Source organism: Micromonospora sp. NPDC049282, from assembly GCF_043197045.1.
Lineage (GTDB): Bacteria > Actinomycetota > Actinomycetes > Mycobacteriales > Micromonosporaceae > Micromonospora.
On sequence record NZ_JBICSL010000001.1, the window covers coordinates 161,243 to 185,373 of the forward strand.

General features: G+C 73.8%; 28 protein-coding genes. 8 read left to right on the forward strand and 20 right to left on the reverse strand.

Annotated elements, in window-relative coordinates; all coding sequences use genetic code 11:
• Positions 1–23: 23 nt before the first annotated feature.
• On the reverse strand, positions 24–701 hold the full coding sequence (locus ACGFI2_RS00720) for a hypothetical protein (protein WP_393508441.1): 678 nt from the start codon (positions 699–701) through the stop codon (positions 24–26).
• A gap of 510 nt (positions 702–1,211) precedes the next feature.
• Between ACGFI2_RS00720 and ACGFI2_RS00725 the strand changes: the two genes are divergently transcribed.
• The 3 genes from ACGFI2_RS00725 to ACGFI2_RS00735 are packed head-to-tail and all read left to right on the forward strand — an operon-like array spanning position 1,212 to position 4,271.
• The gene (locus ACGFI2_RS00725) at positions 1,212–1,571 is read left to right on the forward strand and encodes a YraN family protein (protein WP_393508444.1); all 360 of its coding nucleotides are present in this window, start codon (positions 1,212–1,214) and stop codon (positions 1,569–1,571) included.
• Between the two features lies 1 nt (position 1,572).
• Positions 1,573–3,093: a YifB family Mg chelatase-like AAA ATPase gene (locus ACGFI2_RS00730; protein ID WP_393508447.1), complete on the forward strand. Its 1,521-nt coding sequence runs from the start codon at positions 1,573–1,575 to the stop codon at positions 3,091–3,093.
• Complete coding sequence (locus tag ACGFI2_RS00735) at positions 3,090–4,271, forward strand: DNA-processing protein DprA (protein ID WP_393508450.1); 1,182 nt, start codon at positions 3,090–3,092, stop codon at positions 4,269–4,271. Before ACGFI2_RS00730 ends, ACGFI2_RS00735 begins: the two co-directional genes overlap by 4 nt.
• 45 nt (positions 4,272–4,316) lie before the next feature.
• On the opposite strand, the gene ACGFI2_RS00740 is transcribed toward ACGFI2_RS00735, so the two are convergent.
• Complete coding sequence (locus ACGFI2_RS00740; protein WP_393510022.1) at positions 4,317–4,652, reverse strand: hypothetical protein; 336 nt, start codon at positions 4,650–4,652, stop codon at positions 4,317–4,319.
• 431 nt (positions 4,653–5,083) lie between these two features.
• Here ACGFI2_RS00740 and ACGFI2_RS00745 point away from each other — a divergent pair, with 431 nt between their 5' ends.
• Together ACGFI2_RS00745 and ACGFI2_RS00750 are read left to right on the forward strand one after the other, a co-directional pair.
• Positions 5,084–6,082: a tyrosine recombinase XerC gene (locus ACGFI2_RS00745; RefSeq protein ID WP_393510025.1), complete on the forward strand. Its 999-nt coding sequence runs from the start codon at positions 5,084–5,086 to the stop codon at positions 6,080–6,082.
• 44 nt (positions 6,083–6,126) lie between these two features.
• Complete coding sequence (locus ACGFI2_RS00750) at positions 6,127–7,308, forward strand: aminotransferase class V-fold PLP-dependent enzyme (protein ID WP_393508453.1); 1,182 nt, start codon at positions 6,127–6,129, stop codon at positions 7,306–7,308.
• Here the strand turns inward: ACGFI2_RS00750 and ACGFI2_RS00755 are convergent.
• Positions 7,242–8,003, reverse strand: a complete 762-nt coding sequence (locus ACGFI2_RS00755) for a M23 family metallopeptidase (protein ID WP_393508456.1) — start codon at positions 8,001–8,003, stop codon at positions 7,242–7,244. The genes ACGFI2_RS00750 and ACGFI2_RS00755 overlap by 67 nt on opposite strands.
• A gap of 131 nt (positions 8,004–8,134) precedes the next feature.
• On the opposite strand from ACGFI2_RS00755, the gene ACGFI2_RS00760 reads away from it, so the two are divergent.
• Together ACGFI2_RS00760 and ACGFI2_RS00765 are read left to right on the forward strand one after the other, a co-directional pair.
• A complete protein-coding gene (locus tag ACGFI2_RS00760) occupies positions 8,135–8,785 on the forward strand; it encodes a class I SAM-dependent methyltransferase (RefSeq protein ID WP_393508459.1) in 651 nt (216 codons plus the stop codon).
• A complete protein-coding gene (locus tag ACGFI2_RS00765) occupies positions 8,782–9,891 on the forward strand; it encodes a sulfite oxidase (protein WP_393508462.1) in 1,110 nt (369 codons plus the stop codon). The genes ACGFI2_RS00760 and ACGFI2_RS00765 overlap by 4 nt, the downstream gene beginning before the upstream one ends.
• Before the next feature lie 36 nt (positions 9,892–9,927).
• On the opposite strand, the gene ACGFI2_RS00770 is transcribed toward ACGFI2_RS00765, so the two are convergent.
• From ACGFI2_RS00770 to proS, 12 genes are all read right to left on the reverse strand, one after another.
• On the reverse strand, positions 9,928–10,251 hold the full coding sequence (locus ACGFI2_RS00770) for a DUF2469 domain-containing protein (RefSeq protein WP_007075222.1): 324 nt from the start codon (positions 10,249–10,251) through the stop codon (positions 9,928–9,930).
• A complete protein-coding gene (locus tag ACGFI2_RS00775; protein ID WP_393508465.1) occupies positions 10,248–11,108 on the reverse strand; it encodes a ribonuclease HII in 861 nt (286 codons plus the stop codon). Before ACGFI2_RS00775 ends, ACGFI2_RS00770 begins: the two co-directional genes overlap by 4 nt.
• Positions 11,102–11,569 (reverse strand): NUDIX hydrolase, encoded by a 468-nt coding sequence (locus ACGFI2_RS00780; RefSeq protein WP_393508468.1) that lies wholly within the window; start codon positions 11,567–11,569, stop codon positions 11,102–11,104. The genes ACGFI2_RS00775 and ACGFI2_RS00780 overlap by 7 nt, the downstream gene beginning before the upstream one ends.
• 52 nt (positions 11,570–11,621) lie before the next feature.
• Positions 11,622–12,254 carry a signal peptidase I gene (gene lepB, locus ACGFI2_RS00785; RefSeq protein WP_393508471.1) on the reverse strand — a complete coding sequence of 211 codons (633 nt, stop codon included), beginning with the start codon at positions 12,252–12,254 and terminating at the stop codon, positions 11,622–11,624.
• Positions 12,251–13,132: a signal peptidase I gene (gene lepB / locus ACGFI2_RS00790; protein ID WP_393508474.1), complete on the reverse strand. Its 882-nt coding sequence runs from the start codon at positions 13,130–13,132 to the stop codon at positions 12,251–12,253. The genes lepB (ACGFI2_RS00785) and lepB (ACGFI2_RS00790) overlap by 4 nt, the downstream gene beginning before the upstream one ends.
• 171 nt (positions 13,133–13,303) lie before the next feature.
• Positions 13,304–13,663 (reverse strand): 50S ribosomal protein L19, encoded by a 360-nt coding sequence (gene rplS, locus ACGFI2_RS00795; protein WP_393508477.1) that lies wholly within the window; start codon positions 13,661–13,663, stop codon positions 13,304–13,306.
• A 143-nt stretch (positions 13,664–13,806) separates the two neighbouring features.
• Positions 13,807–14,595, reverse strand: coding sequence for a tRNA (guanosine(37)-N1)-methyltransferase TrmD (gene trmD, locus ACGFI2_RS00800; protein ID WP_393508480.1), 789 nt, complete (start codon positions 14,593–14,595; stop codon positions 13,807–13,809).
• A 17-nt stretch (positions 14,596–14,612) separates the two neighbouring features.
• On the reverse strand, positions 14,613–15,152 hold the full coding sequence (gene rimM, locus ACGFI2_RS00805) for a ribosome maturation factor RimM (RefSeq protein ID WP_393508482.1): 540 nt from the start codon (positions 15,150–15,152) through the stop codon (positions 14,613–14,615).
• Positions 15,152–15,385 carry an RNA-binding protein gene (locus tag ACGFI2_RS00810; RefSeq protein ID WP_013284588.1) on the reverse strand — a complete coding sequence of 78 codons (234 nt, stop codon included), beginning with the start codon at positions 15,383–15,385 and terminating at the stop codon, positions 15,152–15,154. The genes rimM and ACGFI2_RS00810 overlap by 1 nt, the downstream gene beginning before the upstream one ends.
• 1 nt (position 15,386) lies before the next feature.
• On the reverse strand, positions 15,387–15,878 hold the full coding sequence (rpsP, locus tag ACGFI2_RS00815) for a 30S ribosomal protein S16 (RefSeq protein ID WP_393508486.1): 492 nt from the start codon (positions 15,876–15,878) through the stop codon (positions 15,387–15,389).
• A gap of 241 nt (positions 15,879–16,119) precedes the next feature.
• Complete coding sequence (locus ACGFI2_RS00820; RefSeq protein WP_393508489.1) at positions 16,120–16,767, reverse strand: DUF402 domain-containing protein; 648 nt, start codon at positions 16,765–16,767, stop codon at positions 16,120–16,122.
• 75 nt (positions 16,768–16,842) lie between these two features.
• Positions 16,843–18,249: a proline--tRNA ligase gene (proS, locus tag ACGFI2_RS00825; protein WP_393508492.1), complete on the reverse strand. Its 1,407-nt coding sequence runs from the start codon at positions 18,247–18,249 to the stop codon at positions 16,843–16,845.
• A 92-nt stretch (positions 18,250–18,341) separates the two neighbouring features.
• Here proS and ACGFI2_RS00830 point away from each other — a divergent pair, with 92 nt between their 5' ends.
• Entirely contained in the window at positions 18,342–18,917 is a 576-nt protein-coding gene (locus ACGFI2_RS00830) for a TetR family transcriptional regulator (RefSeq protein WP_393508495.1), read from the forward strand.
• Between the two features lie 6 nt (positions 18,918–18,923).
• Here the strand turns inward: ACGFI2_RS00830 and ACGFI2_RS00835 are convergent, their stop codons facing one another.
• From ACGFI2_RS00835 to ACGFI2_RS00855, 5 genes are all read right to left on the reverse strand, one after another.
• Positions 18,924–20,003: an amidohydrolase family protein gene (locus ACGFI2_RS00835; protein ID WP_393508498.1), complete on the reverse strand. Its 1,080-nt coding sequence runs from the start codon at positions 20,001–20,003 to the stop codon at positions 18,924–18,926.
• 18 nt (positions 20,004–20,021) lie between these two features.
• The gene (locus tag ACGFI2_RS00840; protein ID WP_393508501.1) at positions 20,022–20,609 is read right to left on the reverse strand and encodes a Uma2 family endonuclease; all 588 of its coding nucleotides are present in this window, start codon (positions 20,607–20,609) and stop codon (positions 20,022–20,024) included.
• A 61-nt stretch (positions 20,610–20,670) separates the two neighbouring features.
• A complete protein-coding gene (gene ffh, locus ACGFI2_RS00845; RefSeq protein ID WP_393508503.1) occupies positions 20,671–22,224 on the reverse strand; it encodes a signal recognition particle protein in 1,554 nt (517 codons plus the stop codon).
• A gap of 109 nt (positions 22,225–22,333) precedes the next feature.
• Entirely contained in the window at positions 22,334–22,990 is a 657-nt protein-coding gene (locus ACGFI2_RS00850; protein ID WP_393508506.1) for a response regulator, read from the reverse strand.
• Positions 22,987–24,129: a sensor histidine kinase gene (locus tag ACGFI2_RS00855; RefSeq protein WP_393508509.1), complete on the reverse strand. Its 1,143-nt coding sequence runs from the start codon at positions 24,127–24,129 to the stop codon at positions 22,987–22,989. The genes ACGFI2_RS00850 and ACGFI2_RS00855 overlap by 4 nt, the downstream gene beginning before the upstream one ends.
• Positions 24,130–24,131 lie beyond the last annotated feature (2 nt).

The following is a 24,131-nucleotide window of genomic DNA, read 5'->3' on the forward strand; positions in this document are numbered from 1 at the left end:
GGTCGAGCAGCCACTTCGTGGCGTTACGGCCTGGTGAGGGAACCGGTGGTACGCAACGCGAACCGCAACTTGTCCAGCGCCGGGTTCGCCGCGGCTTGCGCGGACCTGACCACCAGCGCCCAGGTGAACCCGTCGCGCAGCGCCCGCAACCGCAGGTCCACCTCCGGCAGCACCGAGTCGTACGCGGCGGTGTCGCCGTCGAGCGTCGGCGCCGGCAGCTCTCCCGGCCAGGACAGGGAGACCTGCCCCTCGGCCAGGGGCATCCGGATCGTCGGGCCGCTCCCACCGGAGGTGAACGTCACGTCCGTCAGCGTCGCCACCGGCGCCACCGATCCGTCGGCGCGCCGCTCGAGCCGGGTGTCGATCTTCCGCCACGGCCCGCCGTCGCGGCCCCTGGTCCACTGCGGCTCCGCGTAGGACTCCAACACCAGGGTGCCCCGCGGGGTCGCCAGCACGCGCGAGTCCTCGGTCTTGAGGCTGGTCACCTCCACCGGCGCCTTGAGCTTCCCGGCCTGCGCCAGGGCGTCGACCTCGCTCAACGCCGGCCCTTCCGGGGCGGCCGACGGCTCGGGAGCCGCCGGTTCCGCCCCGGCCGGCGACGGCATCGCGGCCGGACCGGCGACGGCCACCAGGGCCAGCGCGACCACCGACGCGGCGAGACCGCGGCGGCGTCGCCCGGAGGCGATTCCACGTCTTGTCACCAAAGCACTCCTCATGCGCATGTGTGTGAGCACACCGAAGGACCCGCGCGGTGCGCGGGGAAAAAGTGAGTGAGGATCAATCAGGTACGGCGGGGCCGACGCCCGGCACCGGGTCGACGGTCAGGTTCTGCCGAGGTGCGGGGCTCGCCACGGAGGAGGGGTGATCAGCAGCCGCATCGCGGGTTCGTCGATGAGGGTGCGGCCGTCGTCGTTCCGGCCTCGCACCAATGCGTCGCTAACGCCCTACGCAGGTTCACCTTAGCCCCCGTTCAGTACCTGTCGGCGACGTGACAGTAAGGAACGGCAACTTCCGATGTAAAGAGGCGTCACAACTGGTAGCCACAAACCGCCCATGTGGTCCCGAGAGCGGCGGTGCCATCACCGTCCGCCATCGCGCTTGGCGTAGCACATCGGGAGCATGATCGTGTTTCCGTCCACAATCGGCCGTTGTCCACAGGCCGGCCCCACGGGACGCCCACGATCGGGCCGGCCGCCCGCATCCTGACCGGCATGACGAACCGGAACCAGGCCGTCGGCGCCTACGGCGAGCGGTGCGCGCTGCGGCACCTGATCGAGACCGGGCTGCGCCCGATCGCCCGCAACTGGCGCTGCCCCGACGGGGAGATCGACATCATCGCCTGGGAGGGGCCGGTCCTCGCCTTCTGCGAGGTGAAGACCCGGCGCACCGAGCGGTACGGCTCCCCCGCCGAGGCCGTGGTCCGGGCCAAGGCGCGCCGGCTGCGCGTCCTGGCCGCCCGGTGGCTGGCCGAGACCGGCACCACCGCCGACGAGGTTCGTTTCGACGTGCTCTCGGTCCGGCTGCCGAGCACCGGCCACGCCCGCGTCGAGCACCTTCGGGGCGCGTTCTGAGATGGGCTACGCCAAGATTCTCAGCGTGGGCCTGGCCGGCGTGGCCGGGCACGTGGTCGAGGTCGAGGCCGATCTCGCTCCCGGCCTGCCCGCCGTGGTCATCTCCGGCCTGCCCGACACCGCGCTGCACGAGGCCCGCGACCGGGTCCGCGCCGCCATCGTCAACTCCGGGCAGAAGTGGCCCAACCGGCGGATCACGCTCAACCTGCTGCCCGCCACCCTGCCCAAGTACGGCTCCGGGTTCGACCTCGCCATCGCCGTGGCCGTCCTCGCCGGATCCGGCGAACTTCCACCGGTCGCGCTCGACGCCACCGTCATCCTCGGCGAACTCGGCCTCGATGGCACCGTCCGGCCGGTCCGCGGCACCCTGCCCATGGTCGCCGCCGCCGCCCGGGCCGGATACCCCCGCGTCGTGGTGCCCGCCGGCAACGCCGCCGAGGCCGCGGTCATCCCCGGCGTGCGGGTGCGCGCCGTCGACACGCTGCACCGGCTCGTCGCCCACGTCCGCGACGGCGTACCCCTGATCGTCCCGCCCGGGCAGTCCCCGGCCGGCGCCCCCGCCGGTCCCGACCTCAGCGACGTCGCCGGGCAGCCACTCGGTCGCCGAGCCCTGGAGATCGCCGCCGCCGGCGGCCACCACCTCGCGCTGCTCGGTCCGCCCGGCGCCGGGAAGACGATGCTGGCCGAGCGCCTGCCGTCGATCCTGCCCGAGCTGGACGACGAGGCCGCCATGGAGGTGACCGCGCTGCACTCGATCGCCGGCCTGCTCCCGCCCGGCGGGGGCCTGCTGCGCCGGCCCCCGTTCCAGGCCCCACACCACACCGCCACGGTGCCGGCGCTGGTCGGCGGCGGTTCCGGGCTGGCCCGCCCCGGCGCGGTGTCGCTGGCCCACCGGGGCGTGCTCTTCCTCGACGAGGCGCCCGAGTTCGGCAAGCGCGCGTTGGAGGCGTTGCGCCAACCGCTGGAGAGCGGCTGGGTCCGGGTCGCCCGCACCAGGGGCGCCACCGAATATCCGGCCCGCAGTCAGCTGGTCCTGGCCGCCAACCCCTGCCCCTGCGCCAAGCCGTCCGGCGACGTCGACTGCGAGTGCGCCCCGCAGGCCCGGCGACGCTACCTGGGACGGCTGTCGGGTCCCCTGCTCGACCGGGTCGACGTGCAGGTGGGCCTGATGCCGGTGCGCGCGGCCGAGCTGTTGCAGACCGGCACACCGCACGAGTCCTCGGCCGCCGTGGCCGCCCGGGTCGTCGAGGCGCGCCGCGCCGCGGCCGACCGCTGGGCCGCCACCGGGCACCGGGTGAACGCCGACGTCCCCGGCCCGCACCTGCGCCGGCCGCCGTGGCACCTGCCGGCACGGATCACCCGGGAGCTGCGCCGCCGCCTCGACACCGGATCGCTGTCGGCGCGCGGGTACGACCGGGTCCTCCGGTTGTCCTGGACAATCGCCGACCTGGACGGGCGGGACCGACCCGACGAGCACGACATCGGGGAAGCCATCCAGCTCAGGACGGGAGAGGGCAGATGACCGGCGTCGACGACCGCAGACTGGCGCGGGTGGCGCTGACCTGGCTCGCCGAGCCGGGCACCCGGTCGGTCCACCAGCTGGTCCACCGGCTCGGCCCGGTGGCCGCGCTCGACCTGCTCCTGGCCGGCGGCGCACCGGAGCGGACGCTCCGGGCGGCGGTGACGGCCCGCACGGCGACCGGCGACGCCCGCGCGGTCGCGGCGGAGGCGCTGACGCGCGGGGAACGGCTCGGCGCGCGGCTGGTCACCCCGGAGGACGACGAGTGGCCGTCGCAGGTGGCGGAACTCAGGAAGCTGGTGCTGCCCGACGCCGCCCGGCGGGTCGACGTGGAGACCGACCCGCCGCTCTGCTTCTGGGTACGCGGCGCCTGGCCGCTCGACGAGACACTGGCCCGCTCGGTGGCCGTGGTCGGCGCCCGGGCGGCCACCCCCTACGGCTCGCACGTCGCCACCGAGCTGGGCTACGGGCTCGCCGACCGGGAGTGGACGGTGGTGTCCGGCGGGGCGTTCGGCATCGACTCGGCGGCGCACCGCGGGGCGTTGACCGCCGGTGGGCGCACGGTCGCGGTGCTGGCCTGCGGCCTGGACCGCCCCTACCCGATGGGCAACGCCGCGTTGTTCGACCGGATCGCGGAGACCGGCCTGCTGGTGAGCGAGTGGATGCCGGGCGCCGAGCCGCTGCGGCCACGGTTCCTCATCCGCAACCGGGTCATCGCCGCGGCGACCAGGGGCACGGTGCTGGTCGAGGCGGCCGCCCGCAGCGGCGCCACCCAGACCCTCAACCGGGCGCTCGGCCTGGGGCGGCCGGCGATGGTGGTGCCCGGCCCGGTGACCTCGGCCATGTCCGTGGGCGGGCACGAGGTGCTCCGTGAAAAGCCCTACTCCCGGCTGGTCACCGGCGTCGCGCACGTGTTGGAGGAGGTGGGCCGGATCGGGGACGACCTGGCGCCGCTCGCACGGGCCCCGGAGCGCCCGCGGGACCGGCTGGACGACGACGCCACCCAGGTGCTGGAGGCGCTACCCCGCCGCCGGACGATCGACCTGGAATCCGTCGCGGCACGGGCCGGGGTGGACCTGCGTACCGCGATGCGGAAGCTGTCCATGCTGGAGGAGCTGTCCATGGTGGTGCGCCGGGACGGCGGCTACGCGCTGGCGCCGCCCGCCGGGGCCAACGGATGAGCGCCGCCGGCGGGCAGGTCGCGGTCGAGGCCGACCGGGGTCGCGTCAGTCGCCCTCGAACCGGAGCTCGACGTCGCGCCCCTCCAGGCAACGGTGGGCGAGCCGGGCCAGCCGGCGGATCTGGTCGACCTCCTGCGGCGCCCGGGCCGCCTCCAGCAGGCATCGCAGCTCGGTGAGCAGGTGCGGCACCTGCCCGGCGTCCACGGTCAGCTCGCCGAGGGGTTCGACGCGGTCCAGCATCGGGGTACGCCCGCCGCCCCGAACCCGCGCGAGCAGGTCGAGCAGCACGTCCTGCCGGTCCGCCACCACCTCGATCGACACGTACGACTGCCGGCGGCGGTCCGCACCGGCGCGCACCCGCCGGTAGAGGACGGCATCCATTCCCACGCCCGGTCCCTCCTCGCATCGGCGTCACCGTCTCGGCGACGCCCCGCCCGAGCGAAGCCGCCGAGGCCGACCGACGCCGACGCTCGCCTCCTCGCGACACGAGTTTCCCCTGTCCAGGGCCCTCCCTGCCACCCCGGTCGGCGAAGCGAGCGCCAGCGGGACGGCCGCCGGATCCGGGTGCGTCTGTTGTCGTCCAGGCAGCAACGAACGCACCCGGACGTCGGGGATCCGAAGCCGGCTTCGAGCCACCTGGGGACGACCCGCGGTCGCGGGCCGACGGTTCCCGTCCGGCTGGCTCCGCCCGTAGTCTGGACCGGTGTCCGACGACAGCACCCGCCTCCGTCGGCGCCGGGCTCCGGCGGGGCCGTCCGGTGGCTGAGCGACGGCGCGGCACCCGGGCCGCGCACCAGGAACTGCCGGTGCCGATGCGCGAGGCGGTGGACGACTTCGCCGACCACCTGTCCGGGGTGCGCAACCGCTCCGCGCACACCGTCCGGGCGTACGTGACGGACCTCGTCTCCCTGTTGGACCACGCGGCGCGGATGGGCTGCGCCGACCTGCCCGAGGTGGATCTCGCGGTGCTGCGGAGCTGGCTGGCGAAGCAGCGGACGATGGGCGCCGCCCGCACGACCATGTCCAGGCGGGCCGCCGCCGCGCGCACGTTCAGCGCCTGGGCGCACCGGGCCGGGCTGCTCCCCGCCGACGTCGCCGCGCCGCTGGCCAGCCCTCGATCCCGCCGGGAGCTGCCCACCGTCCTGCGGGCCGACCAGGCCGCCGCGCTGATGGACGCCACGGCGCGAGCCGGCGCCGGCCGGGCGGCGAACGACGCCAGGAACGGCGGCACCACGACCGACGGCGACAGGGGGACGGCGAGCGACGGCGCGCCGGCTGCCACCGTGGCCGGCGACGAACCGCCGGACGCGGTGCTGCTGCGGGACCGGCTGCTGCTCGAACTGCTCTACGGCACCGGGGTACGCGTCAGTGAGGCCTGCGGGCTGGACGTCGCGGATGTCGACCAGGCCCGTCGGGTGGTACGCGTGCTGGGCAAGGGTGGGCGGGAGCGCGCGGTGCCGTACGGGGTGCCGGCGCAGCGGGCGCTAGACGCGTGGCTCGACACCGGCCGGCCGGCCCTTGTGGCACCCGGCTCGGGTCGCGCGCTGCTGCTCGGGGCCCGGGGCGGGCGGCTCAACCCGACCACGGCGCGGCGGATCGTGGCCGGGTGGGCCGGGGTGGCCGGGGTACCGCGGGTGACTCCGCACGGACTACGCCACTCGGCCGCCACCCACCTGCTCGAAGGCGGCGCGGACCTGCGCGCCGTCCAGGAGCTGCTCGGGCACTCGTCGCTGGCCAGCACCCAGATCTACACGCACGTCTCGGTCGAGCGGCTGCGGGCGGCCTACCGGCAGGCGCATCCACGGGCCTGACCGAAGCGGCGAGGCGATGATCCACGGCGGGCTAGGATCGACGGATGACGGTGCCGCCGCCCCCCGAGCCGATCCCCGGGGCTCGGCTGCTCTTCTCCCTCGACCCGTCCGTCAGCCACCTCAACCACGGCTCGTTCGGTGCCGTGCCGATCGCCGTGCAGCGCGCCCAGCAACGCCTGCGCGACGAGATGGAGTCCAATCCGCTGCGGTTCTTCAGCCAGGGCCTGGTCGACCGGATCACCCACGCCCGGCGGCACCTGGCGACCTTCCTCGGCGCCGACCCGGACGGCACCGCCCTGGTCGGCAACGTCACCGCCGGCGCGGCCGTGGTGTTGCAGTCACTGGCGTTGCAGCCCGGCGACGAGGTGCTGACCACCGACCACGGCTACGGCGCGGTCGCCCTGTCGGTGGCCCGGGAGTGCGAGCGGAACGGGGCGGTGTCCCGCACCCTGCCGGTGCCGTTGACGGCCACCGACGAGGAGGTGGTCGAGATCGTCCGGGCCGGGCTGCGACCCGGGCGGACCCGGCTGCTGATCGTCGACCAGCTCACCTCGCCGACCGCCCGGCTGTTCCCGGCGGCGGCGCTCGTCGCGGTGGCGCGGGAGCGGGGCGTGCCGGTGCTGGTGGACGCGGCGCACGCGCCGGGCATGTTGCCGGCTTCGGTGGCCTCGGTGGGCGCCGACTTCTGGGTCGGCAACCTGCACAAGTGGGCGTACGCGCCGCGCGGCACCGCCGCGCTGGTGGTGGCGGAGCCGTGGCGGGAGCGGATCCAGCCGCTCGTCGTCTCGTGGGAGCAGGGCAGCGGTTTCCCCACCCGGGTCGAGTGGCAGGCCACCCTCGACTACACCGGTTGGCTGGCCGCCCCGGTCGGCCTGTTCACCCTGCGCAGCCTCGGCGTGGACCGGGTCCGCGCGCACAACGCGGCGCTGGCCGCGTACGGGCAACGGGTTGTCGGGGACGCGCTGGGGGTGGCACCGGAGCGACTGCCGGCACCCGGCGGACCGGCGGTCGCCATGCGGCTCCTGCCGCTGCCGCCGGGTGTCGCGACGACGCTGGACGCCGCCCGGGCGTTGCGGGCCGAGATCGCGGACCGGCTCGGCGCGGAGGTGTCGGTCGCCGGCTGGAACGGGCGCGGCTACCTGCGGTTGTGCGGCCAGGTCTACAACACCCCCGAGGAGTACGACCGGCTGGCCGTGCGGCTGCCCACGCTGCTCGCCCAGCGCTGAGCGACCCGCGTGCGGGTTCGGGAACCAGCCGGGTCGAGCGGGAGCAGGCGGACCCGGCCCAGCCCGAGCAGGGCGAGCGGGTCCAGGTAGTCGCCGCCCCGGCGCAGCCCCCAGTGCAGGCACGCCGCGGCGGCGCAGCCGGGGTGGCCGGGGAGCAGGTCGCCGATCGGCGTGCCGGCGTCGACCCGGTCGCCGGACGCGAGCCGAGGTCGGACCGGTTCGTAGGTGGTGCGTAACCCGTCGCGGTGCCCGACGGTGACCACCGGCCGTCCGGCCACCGGGCCGGCGAAGAGGACCGTTCCGGCGCCCGCGGCGCGGACCTCGACGCCCGGCGCGGCCGCCAGGTCCACGCCCCGGTGCCCGGGCAGCCAGGGCTCCGGGGGCGGGTCGAACCGCCGGGCCGGCCGGGGCGGGCCGGGCAGCGGCCAGCGGAAGCGCGCCACTGTTCCCGCGCCGGGCGGGAACGCCGTGAGCGATGCCGGGCCGCCGGACGACGGCAACGCCGTGAGCGGCGCCGGGCCGACGGACGACGGCAACGCCCCGGCCGCTGACGGACCTGCGGACAGCGACGGCGCAGGGGCCGGCGCCGGACGTGCGGACGCGGACGGGCCGGCCGGTGGCGCGACGGGTTCGGCGGGCAGGCCCGGCACGAGGAGCAGCACCAGCAGCAGGGCCGAGCCGATCGGGGTTCTCATGCCGCGCACTCTGCTGGCCGGGCCCGACGTGAGGCGCACCCAGCGGAGCGGCACTGTGGACAGGGCCCGGTTGTGGACGGGCCTCGAAATCGGGACGGATCTGCTACGACCGGGCCGCCTATGCTGGCCGCGTGACGAAGGACTGGCTCGACTGGCACCGCGACTACGACCAGCCCGACTCGGCGCTGTCCCGGCGGCTCGTCGAGGTGCGCCGGCTGACCACCGAGGCGCTGGAGGCGGCGCCGCCCGGCCCGCTGCGCGCGATCAGCCTCTGCGCCGGTCAGGGACGCGACCTGATCCCCGTGCTGGCCGCCCATCCGCGCGGCGGTGACGTGACCGCACGCCTGGTCGAGCTGGACCCACGCAACGCCGAGCTGGCCCGCCGGGCGGTCACGGAGGCGGGGTTGACCGGCGTGGAGGTGGTGACCGGCGACGCGGCGGTGACCGACAGGTACGCCGACCTGGCGCCGGCGGACCTGGTGCTGGTGTGCGGCGTCTTCGGCAACATCGGTGACGACGACATCCGGTCGACGGTCCGGCACTGCGCGTCGCTCTGCGCCACCGGCGGCACGGTGCTGTGGACCCGGCACCGCGGGGAGCCGGACCTGGTGCCCACGATCTGCGACTGGTTCGCCGAGGAGGGCTTCGTGCCGGTCGCGGTGAACAGCCCGGCCGACGGTGTGGGCGTCGGCGCGCACCGGTTCACCGGCCCGCCCCGGCCGCTGGCGCCGGCCGCGCGGATGTTCGAGTTCGTGGGCTACGACGAGTTGGAGCAGCGATGACCACCGTGGACGACGTCAGCCGGCCCTCCCGGGTGGCCGCGCCGGACGAGGCGATCAGCGCCGAGGAGCTTCAGCTCGCCGCGCGCAACCACGGCATCCCGCTGGAGGCGTTGCGCTACGACGTGACCCCGGCCGGCCTGCACTACCTGCTCATCCACTACGACATCCCGGACGTCGACCCGGACGCGTACACGTTGACCGTGTCCGGGGCGGTCGCGCGTCCGCTCCGGCTGGACCTGGCGGCGCTGCGGGCCCGGCCCCGGGTCACCCGTCGGGTCACGTTGGAGTGTGCCGGGAACGGCCGGGCGTTGCTGCGTCCGCGTCCGGTCAGCCAGCCCTGGCTGGTGGAGGCGGTGGGCAACGCCGAGTGGGCGGGGACTCCGCTGGCCCCGCTGCTGCGTGAGGCCGGCCTGGCCGACGACGCGGTGGACGTGGTCTTCACCGGCGCGGACCACGGGGTGGAACGCGGTGTCGAGCAGGACTACCAGCGGGCGCTGCCGGTGGCCGACGCGCTGCGCGAGGAGGTGTTGCTGGCCTACGAGATGAACGGCGCTCCGCTGCTGCCGCAGCACGGCGCCCCGCTGCGGCTGATCGTGCCGGGGTGGTACGGCATGGCGCACGTCAAGTGGCTGCGGGACGTCCACGTGGCGACCGAGCCGTTCGACGGCTATCAGAACGCGGTGGCCTACCGGCTGCGGGCCGACGCCGACGACCCCGGTGTGCCGGTGACCCGGATCGAGCCACGCGCGCTGGTGCGTCCGCCCGGTTTCCCGGACTTCATGTCCCGCGTTCGGGTGCTGCGACCCGGTCCGTGCACGGTGGACGGTCGGGCTTGGTCCGGGTACGGGCCGGTGACGTCGGTCGAGGTGACCTTCGACGGCGGCGACTCGTGGGTGCCGGCGAGCCTGGACGAGCCCACCGGGGACGGGTGGGGGTGGCGCCGGTGGTCGGTGGCGTGGGCGGCGGCGCCGGGGCGGTGGGTGCTGGGAGCCCGGGCGACGGACGCCTCGGGGCGGACCCAGCCGGTCGAGCAGCCGTGGAACCGGGGCGGGTTCGCGAACAACCTGGTGCAGCGCGTCGCGGTGGTGGTGGTGCCGGCGGAGTGATCCGCCGTCGGCGGCGGGCCGTGCGGGCCTGTCGTGTCAGCCGCCGAAACCGGAATCTGCGGGAAGCGAGATGTCGGGCTTTTCGAGCTCTTCCACATTGACGTCCTTGAACGTCATTACTCGGACGTTCTTGACGAAACGGGCGGGGCGGTACATGTCCCACACCCAGGCGTCATGCATCTCGACCTCGAAGTAGACCTCGCCGTCGGAGTTGCGGACGTGCAGGTCCACCTGATTGGCCAGGTAGAAGCGGCGCTCGGTCTCCACCACGTAGGAGAACTGGCGGACAATGTCGCGGTACTCCCGGTAGAGCTGCAGCTCCATCTCGGTCTCGTACTTCTCGAGATCTTCCGCGCTCATCGCACTCCGCCTTCCATGACCACATCTTCCCCCACCGACGCCGGAGGTCGCGGCTGCTCGCCCAACGCCACGCCGACGGTACCCCCTGACGCGCCGGAGTGCTCCATCGGCTCGTCCCGGCGCCCGGCGAACGCTTCGGCCGGCAGGCCGGGCAGCGCCACGCCGCTGTCCTCCACGGCCGGACGACGGGCGCGGGGAGGCCGCCCGTCGCGCCCCGAGACGGCGGCCACGTTCACGTACGAGAAGCGGTGTTCCCGGCAGGGACCCAGCTCGCGCAGCGCGGCGCTGTGCTCGGCGGTGATGTAACCCTTGTGCTCGGCGAAGCCGTAGCCGGGGAACCGCCCGTCCAGCTCCACCATGATCCGGTCCCGGGTGACCTTGGCGAGCACGCTCGCGGCCGCGACGCAGGCGGCCACCCGGTCGCCCTTCCAGACCGCCAGCCCCGGCACGTCGAGCCCGTCCACGCCGAAGCCGTCGGTCAGCACGTAGTCGGGGCGGGTGGCGAGCGAGGCGAGCGCCCGACGCATCGCGGCGAGGTTGCACACGTGCAGCCCGCGCGCGTCGACCTCCTCGGCCGGGATAATCACCACGGCGTACGCCAGGGCCCGCGCCACCACCTCGTCGTAGACCCGCTCCCGGGCCGCCGGGGTCAGCAGCTTGGAGTCGGCGAGTTCGTCGATCTCACCGCGCCGCCCCTCGGGCAGCACCGCGGCGGCGGCCACCAACGGCCCCGCGCACGCCCCCCGACCGGCCTCGTCGGCGCCCGCGACCTGGCGGAAGCCCCGTCGCTGCAGGGCCCGCTCCAGCGCGTAGAGGCCGCCGTCGCGGCGCACCACGGTGCGCGGCGGGGTCAGCATCTGTCGCTCCCGGCAAGCACCCGGCCCAGCCGGGCCGGCAGGTCCGGCGGGTAGTAGCGCTCGGCGGTGGCGGCCAGGTCGTCCACCGTCCACCAGCGGTGCCCGAGCACGCTGGCCCGCTCGATCTCGTCGAAGCCGCCGGTGTCGACCTCCCAGCCCGGCACCCGGGCGAGGAAGAACTCCTGCTCCTGGCGGTACCAGACCCCGTCGAACGGGAACTCGACCGTCTCGGACCAAACCGCGGCGCCCAGCTCGGCCGGGGCCAGCCGCAGGCCGGTCTCCTCGGCCAGCTCACGCGCCGCGCCCTCGACCGGGGTCTCCCCCGGGTCGAGCCCACCACCCGGGGTGAACCAGTAACGGTGCCCCGGCCGGGCCGGATCACTGCCGTGGAACAGCAGCACCCGGTCGGATGCGTCGACCAGCAGCACCCGGGCCGCGCGTCGAGGGGTGTAAACGGTCACCGCATCAGCCTGCCAGACGCCACCGACGGACGACCACGCCGACCCGACGACCTCAGGGATTCGGGATGCCGTCGAACTGCTTGGGCACGGTGAGCCAGGTGGCCCGGTTGAACGGCCAGAAGATGGTGAAGGCCCGGCCCACGACCTCGCCCTCCGGGATGGTCGCCTCGTTGATGTCCTCGCCGGACTGCTGCCAGTGCTCCAGCGAGTCGCCGGAGGCCTCCCGGTGGTCGCCCATCACCCACAGCCGGCCCTTCGGCACGGTGACGTCGAAGTCCTGGTCGGCCGGCTTGTTGCCGGGGAAGATGAACGGCTCGTCGATCGGCTTGCCGTTGATGATCAACCGTTCCTGCCCACCGGCCCGGTCGCAGCAGACCACGTGGTCGCCGCCGACGCCGATCACCCGCTTGATGAAGTCCTCGCCGTTGGGGTTCCCGCTCCACTCGGTGGGCGCCTTGAAGACGATCACCTCACCGCGGTGCGGCGAGCGGAAGTCGTAGACCAGCTTGTTGACCAGCACCCGATCGTCGATCTTGAGGGTGTTCTCCATGGACGGCGACGGGATGAAGAAGGTCTGCAGCACGAAGGCACGAACCAGCACTGCGACCAGGATCGCCACACCCAGGAGGATGGGCAGCTCCTTCCAGAAGGAGCTGCGCGGCTTTTCGGTCTGCTCGTCAATCACGGGAGGAGCCTACGTCCCCGGGTGCGGCGCAGTCGCCCCGAACCCGCGAGAACAGTCAGCGTGGCCGCGACCGGGAGAATCAGGACGACCCCTCCCACCGGGTCGGGATCGATCGGCGCCGGTCGGGCCGGCGCGGCGGCCGGGCGGGGCAGGTCCGTGAAGGTCTTCGGTACGGGCAGATCGGTCCACCGCTGCGACGGCCAGACGATCATGAAGGCGCGGCCGATGACGTTGTCGATCGGCACCGGGCCCTGGCACCGGGCGTCCTGTGACACCAGCCGGTGGTCGCCCATCACGAAGATCTGCCCCGGCGGCACCACCACCTCGGTGAACTGCCGGGACCGGCACTCCTTCGGGTTGGGCGGGAGATCGACCGGGGAGTCCTCGGAGACGTACGCCTGTTCCTCCAGCGGCGTGCCGTTGACCACGACCCGGCCCTTGTCGCAGCACCAGACCTTGTCGCCGGGCACCCCGATGACGCGCTTGATGAAGTCCTTCTCGCCCGGACGGCTGACCCCGACCAGGTCGCCGAGGGTGCGGCCGACCTTGCCGGCGAGGTTGGTCGGCGGGGCCGGCGCCTCCTGGGCGACCCAGCGATCGGTGCCCCGGAACACCACGACCTCGCCGCGGACCGGGTCGCGCATGTCGTAGACGACCTTGTTGACCAGCACCCGGTCGCCGATGAGCAGCGTGTCCTCCATCGACCCGGAGGGGATGAAGAAGGCTTGGAGCAGGAACGTGCGGATCAGCACCGCCAGGCAGAACGCCACCACGAGCAACAGCGGCAGCTCCTGCCAGAGCGGCATCTGCCGCCGGGAGCGCCGGGAGCGCCGGCGCCAGGGATCGGCGGTGCCGTCCTCGTCAAGCATCTGCACCATGCCACTCTCCGGTCCGCGGAAACGACACTACCGCCCGGGAGTCTCCTCGCGGAGACCCCACGGGCGGCAGTGGACCGCTCAACACCGTCCGGCTGCGCCCGTACCGACCAGGGTAATGCGAACTGGTCGATACGACATCCGCGCAGCCCGGGCGGCGTGGCGAACGGGAATTCAGTTCGCCGGCTGCTTCTCCCGCAGCTCCTTGATCTTGGCCTTCTTGCCGCGCAGCTCGCGCAGGTAGTAGAGCTTGGCGCGGCGCACGTCGCCGCGGGTCACGATCTCGATCCGGTCGATGCCCGGGCTGTTCAGCGGGTAGGTCCGCTCCACACCGACACCGAAGCTGATCTTGCGGACCGAGAAGGTCTCGCGCAGGCCGGCACCCTGGCGACGGATGACGACGCCCTGGAAGATCTGGACCCGGGACCGGCTGCCCTCGACGACCCGCGCGTGCACCTTGACGGTGTCACCGGCACGGAAGTCAGGCAGGTCGGCACGCTTCGACTGGGCGTCAAGGGCGTCCAGGATGTTCATCGCGGTGTCCTCGTGAGGCTCACGGCGCACCGTCAGTCGATGCGCGAACGGGTGATTCTGACCCTCGGCTGGAGATCGGCGACGCCGGCCCCCGTCGAGGGTCCTCGCAGCCGCCCACGGCGTGGTCGGATGCGGCAACCCCTCTACTTTGCCACATGCTCCGGCGGCGAGGGAAATCCGCCCTGGTCCAGCGCCGCCCGGTCCCGCGCGTCCAGGCTCTCCGGGGGCAGCAGGCCGACCATGTCGGGGCGGCGGGACGCCGTCCGCAGCAGCGCCTCGTCGCGTCGCCAGCGGGCGATCCGGGCGTGATCGCCGGAGCGGAGCACCTCGGGCACGTGGAGCCCGCGCCAGGTCGCCGGCTTGGTGTAGAGCGGAGCCTCCAGCAGCCCGTGCGCGTGCGACTCCTCGTCCAGCGAGCCGGCGTTGCCGAGCACCCCGGGCAGCAGCCGGGTGACCGCCTCCAGGATGACCAGCACGGCCACCTCGCCGCCGAAGAGCACGTAGTCGCCGAGGGAGACCTCGGTCACCGGCATCCGCGTCGCCGCGTGGTCGAGCACCCGCTGGTCGAGGCCCTCGTACCGACCGCAGGCGAAGAGCAGGTGCGACTCGGCGGCCAGCTCGTGCGCCATCGCCTGGCTGAACGGGACACCGGCCGGCGACGGCACGAGCAGCCGGGGCAGCGTGTGCCCGTCCGGACTCAGCTCGTCGGGGGCCAGCGCGTCCAGCGCCTCACCCCACGGCTCCGGCCGCATGACCATGCCCGGGCCGCCGCCGTAGGGCGTGTCGTCGACCGTGCGGTGCACGTCGTGGGTCCAGGTCCGCAGATCGTGTACGGCCAGCCGCAGCAGCCCGTTCGCGCGGGCCTTGCCGATCAGCGACAGGTCCAGCGGGGCGAAGTACTCCGGGAAGATCGACACGATGTCGACGCGCATGCGGTGGCTCCAGCCGGCTACAGGTCGAGCAGACCGCCGGGCGGGTCGACGACGACGCGACCGCCGGCGAGATCCACCTCGGGCACGATCGCCGTGACGAACGGGATGAGCGCGGTGCGCCCCTCGGGGCGCCGTACCACCAGCAGGTCGGAGGCGGGAGCGTGGTCGATGCGGTCCACCTCGCCGATCCGCTCCCCGTCAGGGGTGACCACGGCGAGCCCGACCAGTTGGTGGTCGTGGAACTCCTCCGGGTCCACCGGCGCGTCGACGTCGGCGCTGTCCACGCTCAACAGGGTGTTGCGCAGCGCCTCGGCGACGTCGCGGCCCAGCACGCCGTCGAACACGACAAGCAGCCGGCCCTGGTGCCAGCGCGCCGACTCCACGGTCAGCTTCGGCGGCACCCGCCAGGCGCCGGGCTCGGCCGGAACCGCCCCCGGTTCGGTGACCAGCACCGAACCGGGGGCGAACCGTGCTTCGGGCTCATCGGTGCGCACCTCCACGGTGACCTCACCGCGGATGCCGTGCGGCTTGCCGATCCGGCCGACGACGAGAAGCATCAGTACGAGTCGACGATGTCGACGCGTACTCCACGTCCGCCGATGGAGCCGATCACCTGGCGCAGCGCCTTGGCGGTCCGGCCGGACCGCCCGATCACCGTGCCGAGGTCCTCCGGGTGCACGCGGACCTCGAGCCGCTTGCCCCGACGGGAATCGACCATCCGCACCCGGACGTCGTCCGGGTGGTCGACGATCCCCTTGACCAGGTGCTCCAGGGCGGGACGCAGTGGCATGTCAGGCCTGCTCACCGGACTCGGCGCCGGTCTGCGCCTCGGCCTTGGGCTCCTCGGCCTTCGGCGCCTCGGCCTCCGACTTCGGGGCCTCCGACTTCGGCGCCTCCGACTTGGCGGCCTTCTTGGCCGGCTTCGCCGGGGTGTCCGCCACGCCGGCGGCGGCCTTCGCCTCGGCCTCGTACGCCGCCTTGCGGTCGGCCCGCTCCGGGGCGACCTTGAGCGGCGGCGGGGCGGGCAGGCCCTTGAACTTCTGCCAGTCACCGGTCAGCTCGAGCAGGCGCTGCACGGCCTCGCTCGGCTGGGCGCCGACGGACAGCCAGTACTGGACCCGCTCCGACTTGACCTCGATCACCGAAGGGTCTTCCTTCGGCTGGTACACACCGACGAACTCGATCGCGCGACCGTCACGCTTGGTGCGCGAGTCGGCGATGACGATGCGGTACTGCGGGTTGCGGATCTTGCCCATCCGCAGGAGCCGGATCTTTACGGCCACAGTTGTTTCGCTCCTGTTGCGATCTCACCGGCCCGTTCGGGCGGTGTGGCGGGTGAGCGCGACCGGCACAGTGGGGTTTGGGCCGGAGACTGCTCGGTGAACTGGCAACGCGCCCGGGTTAGAGGGCGCCGGACGCGCGCCGGATACCAGCGGCCCATTCTGCCAGATCCGGCCGGAACTCTCACACCGGACCCGCACCGCGCGCCTCGGACGGCCCCGGAACGTGACGGAGGACACCCGGTCAGCGCGCCGGCGGCCGGTCCCAGCCGGCCGGCAGCTCGCCCGGTAGGTCCCATTCCGCCGGCGGAGTGAAGTCCCGCCACGTACCGTCGAACGGGAACGCGCCCGCCTCGGCGAGCCGGATCACCCGCTCCCCCTCCGCACGTACCGCCTTCTCGTCGGTCACCCAGTAGTGCTCCGGGAAGCCCAGGCGCTCGGCGAACTCGTCCTCGTCCTTCCACTCCCAGGTCAGGTCCGGGTGGACCACCACGTCGAGGTCCTGGTCCACGATGTCGACCCCGGCCACCGCGCCGTCGTCCCAGCGGACGCCGGGCTCCTCCAGGTTGACGTACCAGTTCTTGAACCGGCCCCGCTCGTCGGAGAACCACCACACCGAGTGGGCGGCGCCGACGGGCAGGAACTTCAACACCGGCGGCCCGTTCCACGTGCCGCGCTTCAGCGCGTACGCGGAGGTGATCCACTCGGTGAACGGCACCGCGCGCATGCCCAGCCCGGCGGCGGTCACCTCGTGCGCCACCGGCGCGTCGCGCGCCACCCAGAGCAGCAGCCCGCGCTCGTCGTCGGAGACGACGCGGGCCGAGCGGACCCACCCGATCCGCCCGTGCCGCACGTTGCGGTGCAGGACCAGCCGGCCGGGTTCGAACCGCACGCTCACCATCCCTCACTTGTCAAGAGGACACCCCGCCTCTACCGAATGCGTTAAGCGGGGGCCCCTCCTTACACCTCAGTAGGCGCGGGCGAGGATGGCCACCAGGTCGGGCTCGTCCTCGGTGTCCGGCACCGAGCCGTCGGCGCGGAGCAGGCAGCGGACCGTGACGCCCTGCCCGTTCGCCTCGGCCTCGCCCTTCACGCCGACCGCCGCCCAGGGCACCATCGCCCAGCCGGCGGCGGACGCCTCGATCGCCTCGGCCAGCGTCGACACCTCGACGGTGCGGGACCGGCGGAACTCCAGCGCCTGGTCGTGCAACGCCTGCTGGTCGGCGTCCAGCGCGGCCAGCACCGCGCCGACCACGTCGGCCACCGGCGTGGGGGCCTTCGAGCCGTCCGTACGCCGGACCACCACCGCGTTGCCGGTGGCCAGGTCGCGCGGTCCGACCTCGACGCGTACCGGGTACCCGCGCAGTTCGGCGTCGACCGCGCGGCGGCCGAACGCGGTGTCGGTCCGGTCGTCCAGCGCGACCCGGACGCCGGCGTCGCGCAACGCGTCGCGGAGCTTGGCCGCCGCCTCGCCGACGCCCTCGCCGTCCTTGACGATCATCACGTACGCCTGGACCGGCGCCAGCTTCGGCGGCACCCGCAGCCCGTTGTCGTCGCCGTGGCACATGATCAGACCGCCGAGCATCCGGGTCGAGGTGCCCCAGGAGGTGGTCCACGCGTGCTCCCGGCCGCCCTCGGCCGAGGAGTAGCTGATGTCGAACGCCTTGGCGAAGTTCTGGCCAAGCTCGTGGCTGGTGCCCAGCTGCAACGCCTTGCCGTCACCCATCATGCCCTCGCACGTGTAGGTGGCGGTGGCGCCGGCGAAGCGCTCCCGGGCGGTCTTCAGGCCGACCACCACCGGGATGCCCAGCACGTTGACCATCAGGTCCTCGTACGCCTCGTGCAGGATCCGCCGGGCGTAGGCGCGGGCGTCCTCCCGGGTGGCGTGGGCGGTGTGCCCCTCCTGCCAGAGGAACTCGCTGGTCCGCAGGAAGATCCGCGGACGCAGCTCCCAGCGGACCACGTTCGCCCACTGGTTGAGCAGCAGCGGCAGGTCCCGGTAGGAGTCGATCCACTTGGCCATGAACTCGCCGATGACGGTCTCGCTGGTGGGGCGGACCACCACCGGCTCGGCGAGCTGCTTGCCGCCGCCGTGGGTGACCACGGCCAACTCCGGCGAGAAGCCCTCGACGTGCTCGGCCTCGCGCTTGAGGTAGCTCTCCGGGATGAACAGCGGGAAGTACGCGTTCTCCGCGCCGGCCGCCTTGATCCGGGCGTCCATCTCGACCTGCATCCGCTCCCAGATGGCGTAGCCGGCCGGTCGGATGACCATGGTGCCCCGAACCGGGCCGTTGTCGGCCAGCTTCGCCTTGGCGATCAGGTCCTGGTACCAGCGGGGAAAGTCCTCCGCACGGGGAGTGAGCACGCGTGCCATGACCGCACATCCTATGCGCCGCGTGGGCCGCCGCTGCGCCGGGGAGCCGGCCCGCGCCGTGTCGCCCCGGTCGGCCGTAGACTTCGACGGCGATGGGTGAGGCACGGGACGCGATCGTCGAGGCCGCCCGGGCGCAGACCGTGGCCGGTGGCTGGGACGGCGTCCGGATGGGTGCGGTGGCCGAGGCCGCCGGGGTGAGCCGGCAGACGGTCTACAACGAGTTCGGCACCAAGGCGGGCCTGGCCGAGGCGCTCGCCCGGCACGAGGTGGACCGGTTCGTGGGCGAGGTCCGGGCCGCGCTGGACGAGCACGGCGCCGACGTCCGTGCCGCCGCGTACGCGGCGATCCGCCGCACGCTGGCCTCGGCCGCCGACAACCCGCTGGTCAAGGCGATCCTGACCAGCGCCCGGGGCGGCTCGGACGAGCTGCTGCCCTACCTGACCACCCGCGCCGACCTGGTGCTCACCGAGTCCACCACGGTGCTGCTGGAGTGGGCGGGGCGCCACCTGCCCGACGCCGACCCGGCGGCGCTGGCCTTCGCGGCGGACAGCACCGTCCGGCTGGTGGTGAGCCACATCGTGCTGCCCGGCGCGCCGGTCGACGAGACCGCCGGCAGGCTGGCCGACCTGGCCGTGCACCTCTTCCTCGGCGCGGTCACGCGGCGCTGAGGGCGGTCAGCGGACGACCCGGCCGCGCAGCACGATGCGGCTGGGCGCGGTGACCACCCGCAGGTCCCGGCGCGGATCCTCGGGATAGACCACCAGGTCGGCGAGGCCGCCCTCGACCAGTCCGGGGAAGCCGAGCCACTCCCGGGCCCGCCAGGAGGCGGCGGCGAGCACGTCCTCGGCGGCCATCCCGGCCTGCTCGTGCAGCAGCAGCATCTCCTCGGCCGCGAGCCCGTGGTCGACGCCGCCGCCGGCGTCGGTGCCCACGTAGATCGGCACGCCCGCCTCGTGGGCCGCCCGGACCACCTCGGGGAAGCGGTCGCGCAGGGCGAGCATGTGATCGGCGTACCCGGGGAACTTCTGCCGGGCCTGCTCCGCGATGTGGCCGAAGGTCCGGATGTTGATCATGGTGGGGACCAACGCGGTGCCCTGCCGGGCCATCAGGTCGATCAGGTCGAGGCTCAACCCGGTGCCGTGCTCGACCGAGTCGACCCCGGCCCGCACCATGATCTCCACCGCCGACTCGGAGAACGTGTGCACCGCGGCGCGTACCCCGGCGGCGTGCGCGGCGGCGACCGCCGCGGTCATCGTGTCGGCGTCCCAGGCCGGCGCGAGGTCGCCCACCCCGCGGTCGATCCAGTCGCCGACCAGCTTGACCCAGCCGTTGCCGGCGGCGGCCTGCGCGGTCACGGTCGCGGCCACCTCGGCCGCGCCGACCTCCACGCCGATGTCGCGCAGGTAGCGCTTGGGCGGCGCGACGTGCCGACCCGCGCGGGCCAGTCGCGGCAGGTCCGGCTCGTCCTCCAACTCGGGGTACGGGTACGGCGAGCCTGCGTCGCGGATCGCCAGCACGCCCGCGTCCCGGTCGATCCGGGCCAGTTCCCGGGCCTGGTCCAGCGAGGTGATCGGGGCGCCGCCCCGGGCGATGCCGAGGTGGCAGTGCGCGTCGGTCAGGCCGGGCAGCACGAAGCCGCCGTCGGCCACCGTCTCGGCGCCCGGCACCGGTTCGAAGGTGACCCGGTCGCCGACCAGCCAGACGTCCCGGACCTCGTCGTCGGGGAGGAACACACCGCGCACATGCAGAGCCATGTGCACAGTCCTACCCGATCACTCGTCCGCGCCGGCCAGCAGGTCGTTGCGGCGCGCGGTCAACGCCGGCAGGTCGACCGAGACCTTCCACGGCCGCTCGGTGACGAACAGGTCCTCGGTGTGGGTCAGTTGCTCGTACTCACGCGCACCGGGGGTGAGGGTGTACTCGGTGAGCGCGATCCGATCGTGCTGCGGGTCCACCACCCAGTAGGAGGCGACCCCGGCGCGGGCGTAGACCCTCGCCTTGTCGTAGAGGTCGCGGAAGTGCGACGTCGGGGACACGACCTCGACGGCGAGCAGCGCGTCCTCGATCGGGACGGGAGATCGGCCGGCGTGCTTGCGCCGGATCACCACCACGTCCGGGCGCGGCTCGTTGCGACGGTCGACCCGCATGGACAGGTCGATGCTCACCAGGAACTCCGGCGGGCAGTTGACCTCAAGCGCGAGCAACAGGCGGACGCAAAGGTCCTGGTGCAGGGCGGTGGGGGACGGCACGATCAACCTTCCGTTGATCAGTTCGTACGGAAGGTCCTTGGGCAGGTCGCCCAGGTCGTCGACCGTCCACTCGTGCCGCTCCGGCAGGATCGGGGCCGCGGTCACTGACATCTCCTTCCAGGGGGCGACATCACCCTAGGAGAGGATGACGTCGCCCACCGTCACCGACACGCTAGCGCGGGCCCTTGTCGCCGCCCTTGCCGAGCTTGTTGAAGTCGATCTTCGGCAGCTTGAAGCCCGGGGGCAGGCCCTGACCGCCGGCCAGGTCGCCCGGGTCCAGGCCCGGCGGGAGCTGCGGCATGCCGCCGGGGAAGCCGCCCGGCGCGCCGGCCCCGGTGCGCGGCCGGCCGCCGCCCTTCGTGCCCTTACGCTTGTTCTTCGGCGACTTGGTCGCCTTGCGCCGGCCGCCGCCGGGCAGGCCCATCATGCCGCCCATCTGCTTCATCATCTTCTGCGCGTCGGCGAAGCGGTTGAGCAGTTGGTTGACGTCCATCACGGTGACGCCGGAGCCGCTGGCGATCCGGGCCCGGCGGGAGCCGTTGATGATCTTCGGGGTGGTGCGCTCGGCCGGGGTCATCGACCGGATGATCGCGGTGACCCGGTCGAAGTGCTTGTCGTCCAGCTCGGCGATCTGGTCCTTCATCTGCCCCATGCCGGGCATCATGGCCAGCACGTTGGCGATCGGACCCATCCGCCGGACCGCGATGAGCTGATCGAGGAAGTCCTCAAGCGTGAAGGTCTCCCCGCCCATCAGCTTGGCGGTCATCTTCTCCTTCTGATCGGCGTCGAAGGCCGCCTCGGCCTGCTCGATCAGCGTGAGGACGTCGCCCATGCCGAGGATCCGGCTGGCCATCCGGTCGGGGTGGAAGACGTCGAAGTCCTCCAGCTTCTCGCCGGTGGAGGCGAACAGGATCGGCTGGCCGGTGACCTCCCGGACGGAGAGCGCGGCGCCACCGCGGGCGTCGCCGTCGAGCTTGGAGAGGACCACGCCGGTGATGCCGACGCCGTCGCGGAACGCCTCGGCGGTGCGGACCGCGTCCTGGCCGACCATGGCGTCGATGACGAAGATGACCTCGTCGGGCTGGACCGCGTCGCGGATGTCCGCGGCCTGCCGCATCATCTCGGCGTCGATGCCGAGCCGGCCGGCGGTGTCCACGATGACGATGTCGCGGGCGGCCCGGCGGGCGTGCTCGATCGAGTCGCGGGCGACCTGCACCGGGTCGCCGACGCCGTTGCCGGGCGCCGGGGCGTACACCTCGACGCCGGCCCGGCCACCGAGCACCTGGAGCTGCCCGACGGCGTTGGGGCGCTGGAGGTCGGCGGCCACCAGCAGCGGCTGGTGCCCCTGGCCCTTGAGCCAGCGGGCCAGCTTGCCGGCGAGGGTGGTCTTGCCGGAGCCCTGGAGGCCGGCCAGCATGATCACCGTGGGCGGGTTCTTGGCGAACTGGAGCCGCCGGCCCTCGCCGCCGAGGATGTTGATCAGCTCGTCGTTGACGATCTTGATGATCTGCTGGGCCGGGTTGAGCGCCTCGGAGACCTCGGACCCGCGGGCCCGCTCCTTGACGTTCGCGATGAAACCCTTGACCACCGGCAGGGCGACGTCGGCCTCCAGCAGCGCCATCCGGATCTCGCGCGCGGTGGCGTCGATGTCGGCGTCGGTGAGCCGACCCTTGCCGCGGAGCTTGGTGAAGATCCCGGACAGGCGGTCACTCAAGGTGTCAAACACGCGAACATCCCGTTTGTCGTGGTCGGCTGGCACGGCGGCCGGGCCGGCTGTCCAGCCCACCGTTAGGGTAGCCCGCCGCCCGCAGCCCCGCTCCGACCCGGCCGCAGGGTCAGGAGACGACCAGGCCCGACTGGTACGCGAAGACGACCAGCTGAGCCCGGTCCCGGGCGCCCAGCTTCACCATGGCCCGGCTGACGTGGGTACGCGCGGTCGCCGGGCTGACCACCAACCGTTCGGCGATCTCGGCGTTGCTCAACCCCTCGCCGACCAGCCCCACCACCTCCCGCTCCCGATCGGTAAGCGCGTCCAGCCGGGGATGCGGGCGGGGCGTCCGGGCCGGCCGGGTGGCGAACTCCCGGACCACCCGGCGGGTCACCGACGGGGACAGCAGCGCCTCCCCCTCGGCGACCAGGCGGATCGCCCGCAGCAGCTCGACCGGGCGGGTGTCCTTGGTGAGGAAGCCGCTGGCGCCGTGCCGGAGCGCGTCGAAGACGTACTCGTCCAGCTCGAACGTGGTCAGCACCACCACCCGGGTGCCGGCCAGCGCCGGGTCGCCGACGATGCGGCGGGTCGCCTCGATGCCGTCCACGCCGGGCATCCGCACGTCCATCAGCACCACGTCCGGGCGTTCCCGGCGGGCCGCCGCCACGGCGGCGAGCCCGTCCGCGGCCTCCCCGACGACGGTCAGGTCGTCCTCGCTCTCCACAAGCGCGCGCAGGCCGATCCGGACCAGGTCCTGGTCGTCGGCGAGCAGCACCCGGATCATCTGACCTCCCCCGTGGGCAGCGTGGCGTGCACCCGGAAGCCGCCCGACTCGGCCGGCCCGGCGTCGAACGTACCGCCGAGCGCGGTGACCCGTTCGCGCATGCCGGCCAGGCCGGAGCCGGCGGACCGGTCCGACGTGGCGGGCCGGCCCCGGCCGGTGTCGGTGACCTCCACGGTGACCTCGCCCGACGCGTACCCGACGCGGACCGCGGCGGTGGCCGGGCCGGCGTGGCGCAGCACGTTCGTCAGCGCCTCCTGGGCCACCCGGTAGGCGGCCAGGTCCACCGCCACCGGCAGCGGGCGCGGTTCGCCTGTCGTCTCGACGGTCACCGGCACCCCGGCGCCGGCCAGCCGCTCCCGCAGGTGCGGAAGCTGGTCCAGCCCCGGCGCCGGCGCGCGCTCGTCGGTCCCCGCCTCGTCGCCACCACCTGCCCGCCGGACCACGGTGAGCGTGACCCGCAACTCGTCCAGCGCCTCCTTGCTGGTCCGGCTGATCGCGGTGAGCGCCGCCTCGGCCTGCTCGGGCCTGCGGGCCAGCAGGTGCAGCGCGACCTCGGCCTGGAGGTGGATCGCGGCCAGCCCGTGGCCGACCACGTCGTGCACCTCCCGGGCCACCCGCAGCCGCTCCGCGTCGGCCAACCGGCGCGCCTCGTCGGTCCGGCTCCGGGCGGCGGCCTCCCGGCTCAGCCGCACGGTGACCCCGACCGCGAACGGCACCACCACCCAGGCGGCGACCGGCATGAGCCCGACCGGGCCGGGCGGACGCACGCCGACGAGGACGTACAGCACCAGCGCCGCCAGCACGGCCGCGCCGGCCACCGCCGCGGTCCGGACCGGCCGGTGCGCGGCCACCGTGTAGACCGCGACGAAGAAGGACAGCAGGATCGGACCGTACGGCTGGCCGAGCATCAGGTACGCCGTCGTCGCGGCGGCGGCCACGGCCAGCGTGGGCAGCGGCCAGCGTCGGCGCGCCGCCACCGCGAGCGCCGCCACCACGACCGGCGGGTACGCGCCAGGATCGGCGTGCACGCCCTGGTTCAGGCCGGCCGGCGCGGTGCCGGCCAGCCCGATCGCCAGCAGCGCCAGGGCGAGCAGGCCGTCGAGCAGCCAACGCCGCCGGTCACCGGGCCCGTGATCCACGT

What these genes read in the sequence shown, in the direction of transcription:
- lepB (WP_393508474.1), bottom strand. Translation starts at nt 13,132, where the DNA reads ATGGTGCAGATGCTTGACGAGGACGGCACCGCCGATCCCTGGCGCCGG.
- ACGFI2_RS00770 (WP_007075222.1), bottom strand. Translation starts at nt 10,251, where the DNA reads ATGAGCGCGGAAGATCTCGAGAAGTACGAGACCGAGATGGAGCTGCAG.
- ACGFI2_RS00840 (WP_393508501.1), bottom strand. Translation starts at nt 20,609, where the DNA reads ATGTCAGTGACCGCGGCCCCGATCCTGCCGGAGCGGCACGAGTGGACG.
- ACGFI2_RS00725 (WP_393508444.1), top strand. Translation starts at nt 1,212, where the DNA reads ATGACGAACCGGAACCAGGCCGTCGGCGCCTACGGCGAGCGGTGCGCG.
- trmD (WP_393508480.1), bottom strand. Translation starts at nt 14,595, where the DNA reads ATGCGCGTCGACATCGTGTCGATCTTCCCGGAGTACTTCGCCCCGCTG.
- ACGFI2_RS00835 (WP_393508498.1), bottom strand. Translation starts at nt 20,003, where the DNA reads ATGGCTCTGCATGTGCGCGGTGTGTTCCTCCCCGACGACGAGGTCCGG.
- ACGFI2_RS00750 (WP_393508453.1), top strand. Translation starts at nt 6,127, where the DNA reads ATGACGGTGCCGCCGCCCCCCGAGCCGATCCCCGGGGCTCGGCTGCTC.
- proS (WP_393508492.1), bottom strand. Translation starts at nt 18,249, where the DNA reads ATGGCACGCGTGCTCACTCCCCGTGCGGAGGACTTTCCCCGCTGGTAC.
- rimM (WP_393508482.1), bottom strand. Translation starts at nt 15,152, where the DNA reads ATGCTTCTCGTCGTCGGCCGGATCGGCAAGCCGCACGGCATCCGCGGT.
- ACGFI2_RS00735 (WP_393508450.1), top strand. Translation starts at nt 3,090, where the DNA reads ATGACCGGCGTCGACGACCGCAGACTGGCGCGGGTGGCGCTGACCTGG.
- ACGFI2_RS00730 (WP_393508447.1), top strand. Translation starts at nt 1,573, where the DNA reads ATGGGCTACGCCAAGATTCTCAGCGTGGGCCTGGCCGGCGTGGCCGGG.
- ACGFI2_RS00810 (WP_013284588.1), bottom strand. Translation starts at nt 15,385, where the DNA reads ATGCCACTGCGTCCCGCCCTGGAGCACCTGGTCAAGGGGATCGTCGAC.
- ACGFI2_RS00745 (WP_393510025.1), top strand. Translation starts at nt 5,084, where the DNA reads ATGCGCGAGGCGGTGGACGACTTCGCCGACCACCTGTCCGGGGTGCGC.
- ACGFI2_RS00765 (WP_393508462.1), top strand. Translation starts at nt 8,782, where the DNA reads ATGACCACCGTGGACGACGTCAGCCGGCCCTCCCGGGTGGCCGCGCCG.
- ACGFI2_RS00830 (WP_393508495.1), top strand. Translation starts at nt 18,342, where the DNA reads ATGGGTGAGGCACGGGACGCGATCGTCGAGGCCGCCCGGGCGCAGACC.
- rplS (WP_393508477.1), bottom strand. Translation starts at nt 13,663, where the DNA reads ATGAACATCCTGGACGCCCTTGACGCCCAGTCGAAGCGTGCCGACCTG.
- ACGFI2_RS00740 (WP_393510022.1), bottom strand. Translation starts at nt 4,652, where the DNA reads ATGGATGCCGTCCTCTACCGGCGGGTGCGCGCCGGTGCGGACCGCCGC.
- ACGFI2_RS00850 (WP_393508506.1), bottom strand. Translation starts at nt 22,990, where the DNA reads ATGATCCGGGTGCTGCTCGCCGACGACCAGGACCTGGTCCGGATCGGC.
- ACGFI2_RS00775 (WP_393508465.1), bottom strand. Translation starts at nt 11,108, where the DNA reads ATGCTGACCCCGCCGCGCACCGTGGTGCGCCGCGACGGCGGCCTCTAC.
- ACGFI2_RS00755 (WP_393508456.1), bottom strand. Translation starts at nt 8,003, where the DNA reads ATGAGAACCCCGATCGGCTCGGCCCTGCTGCTGGTGCTGCTCCTCGTG.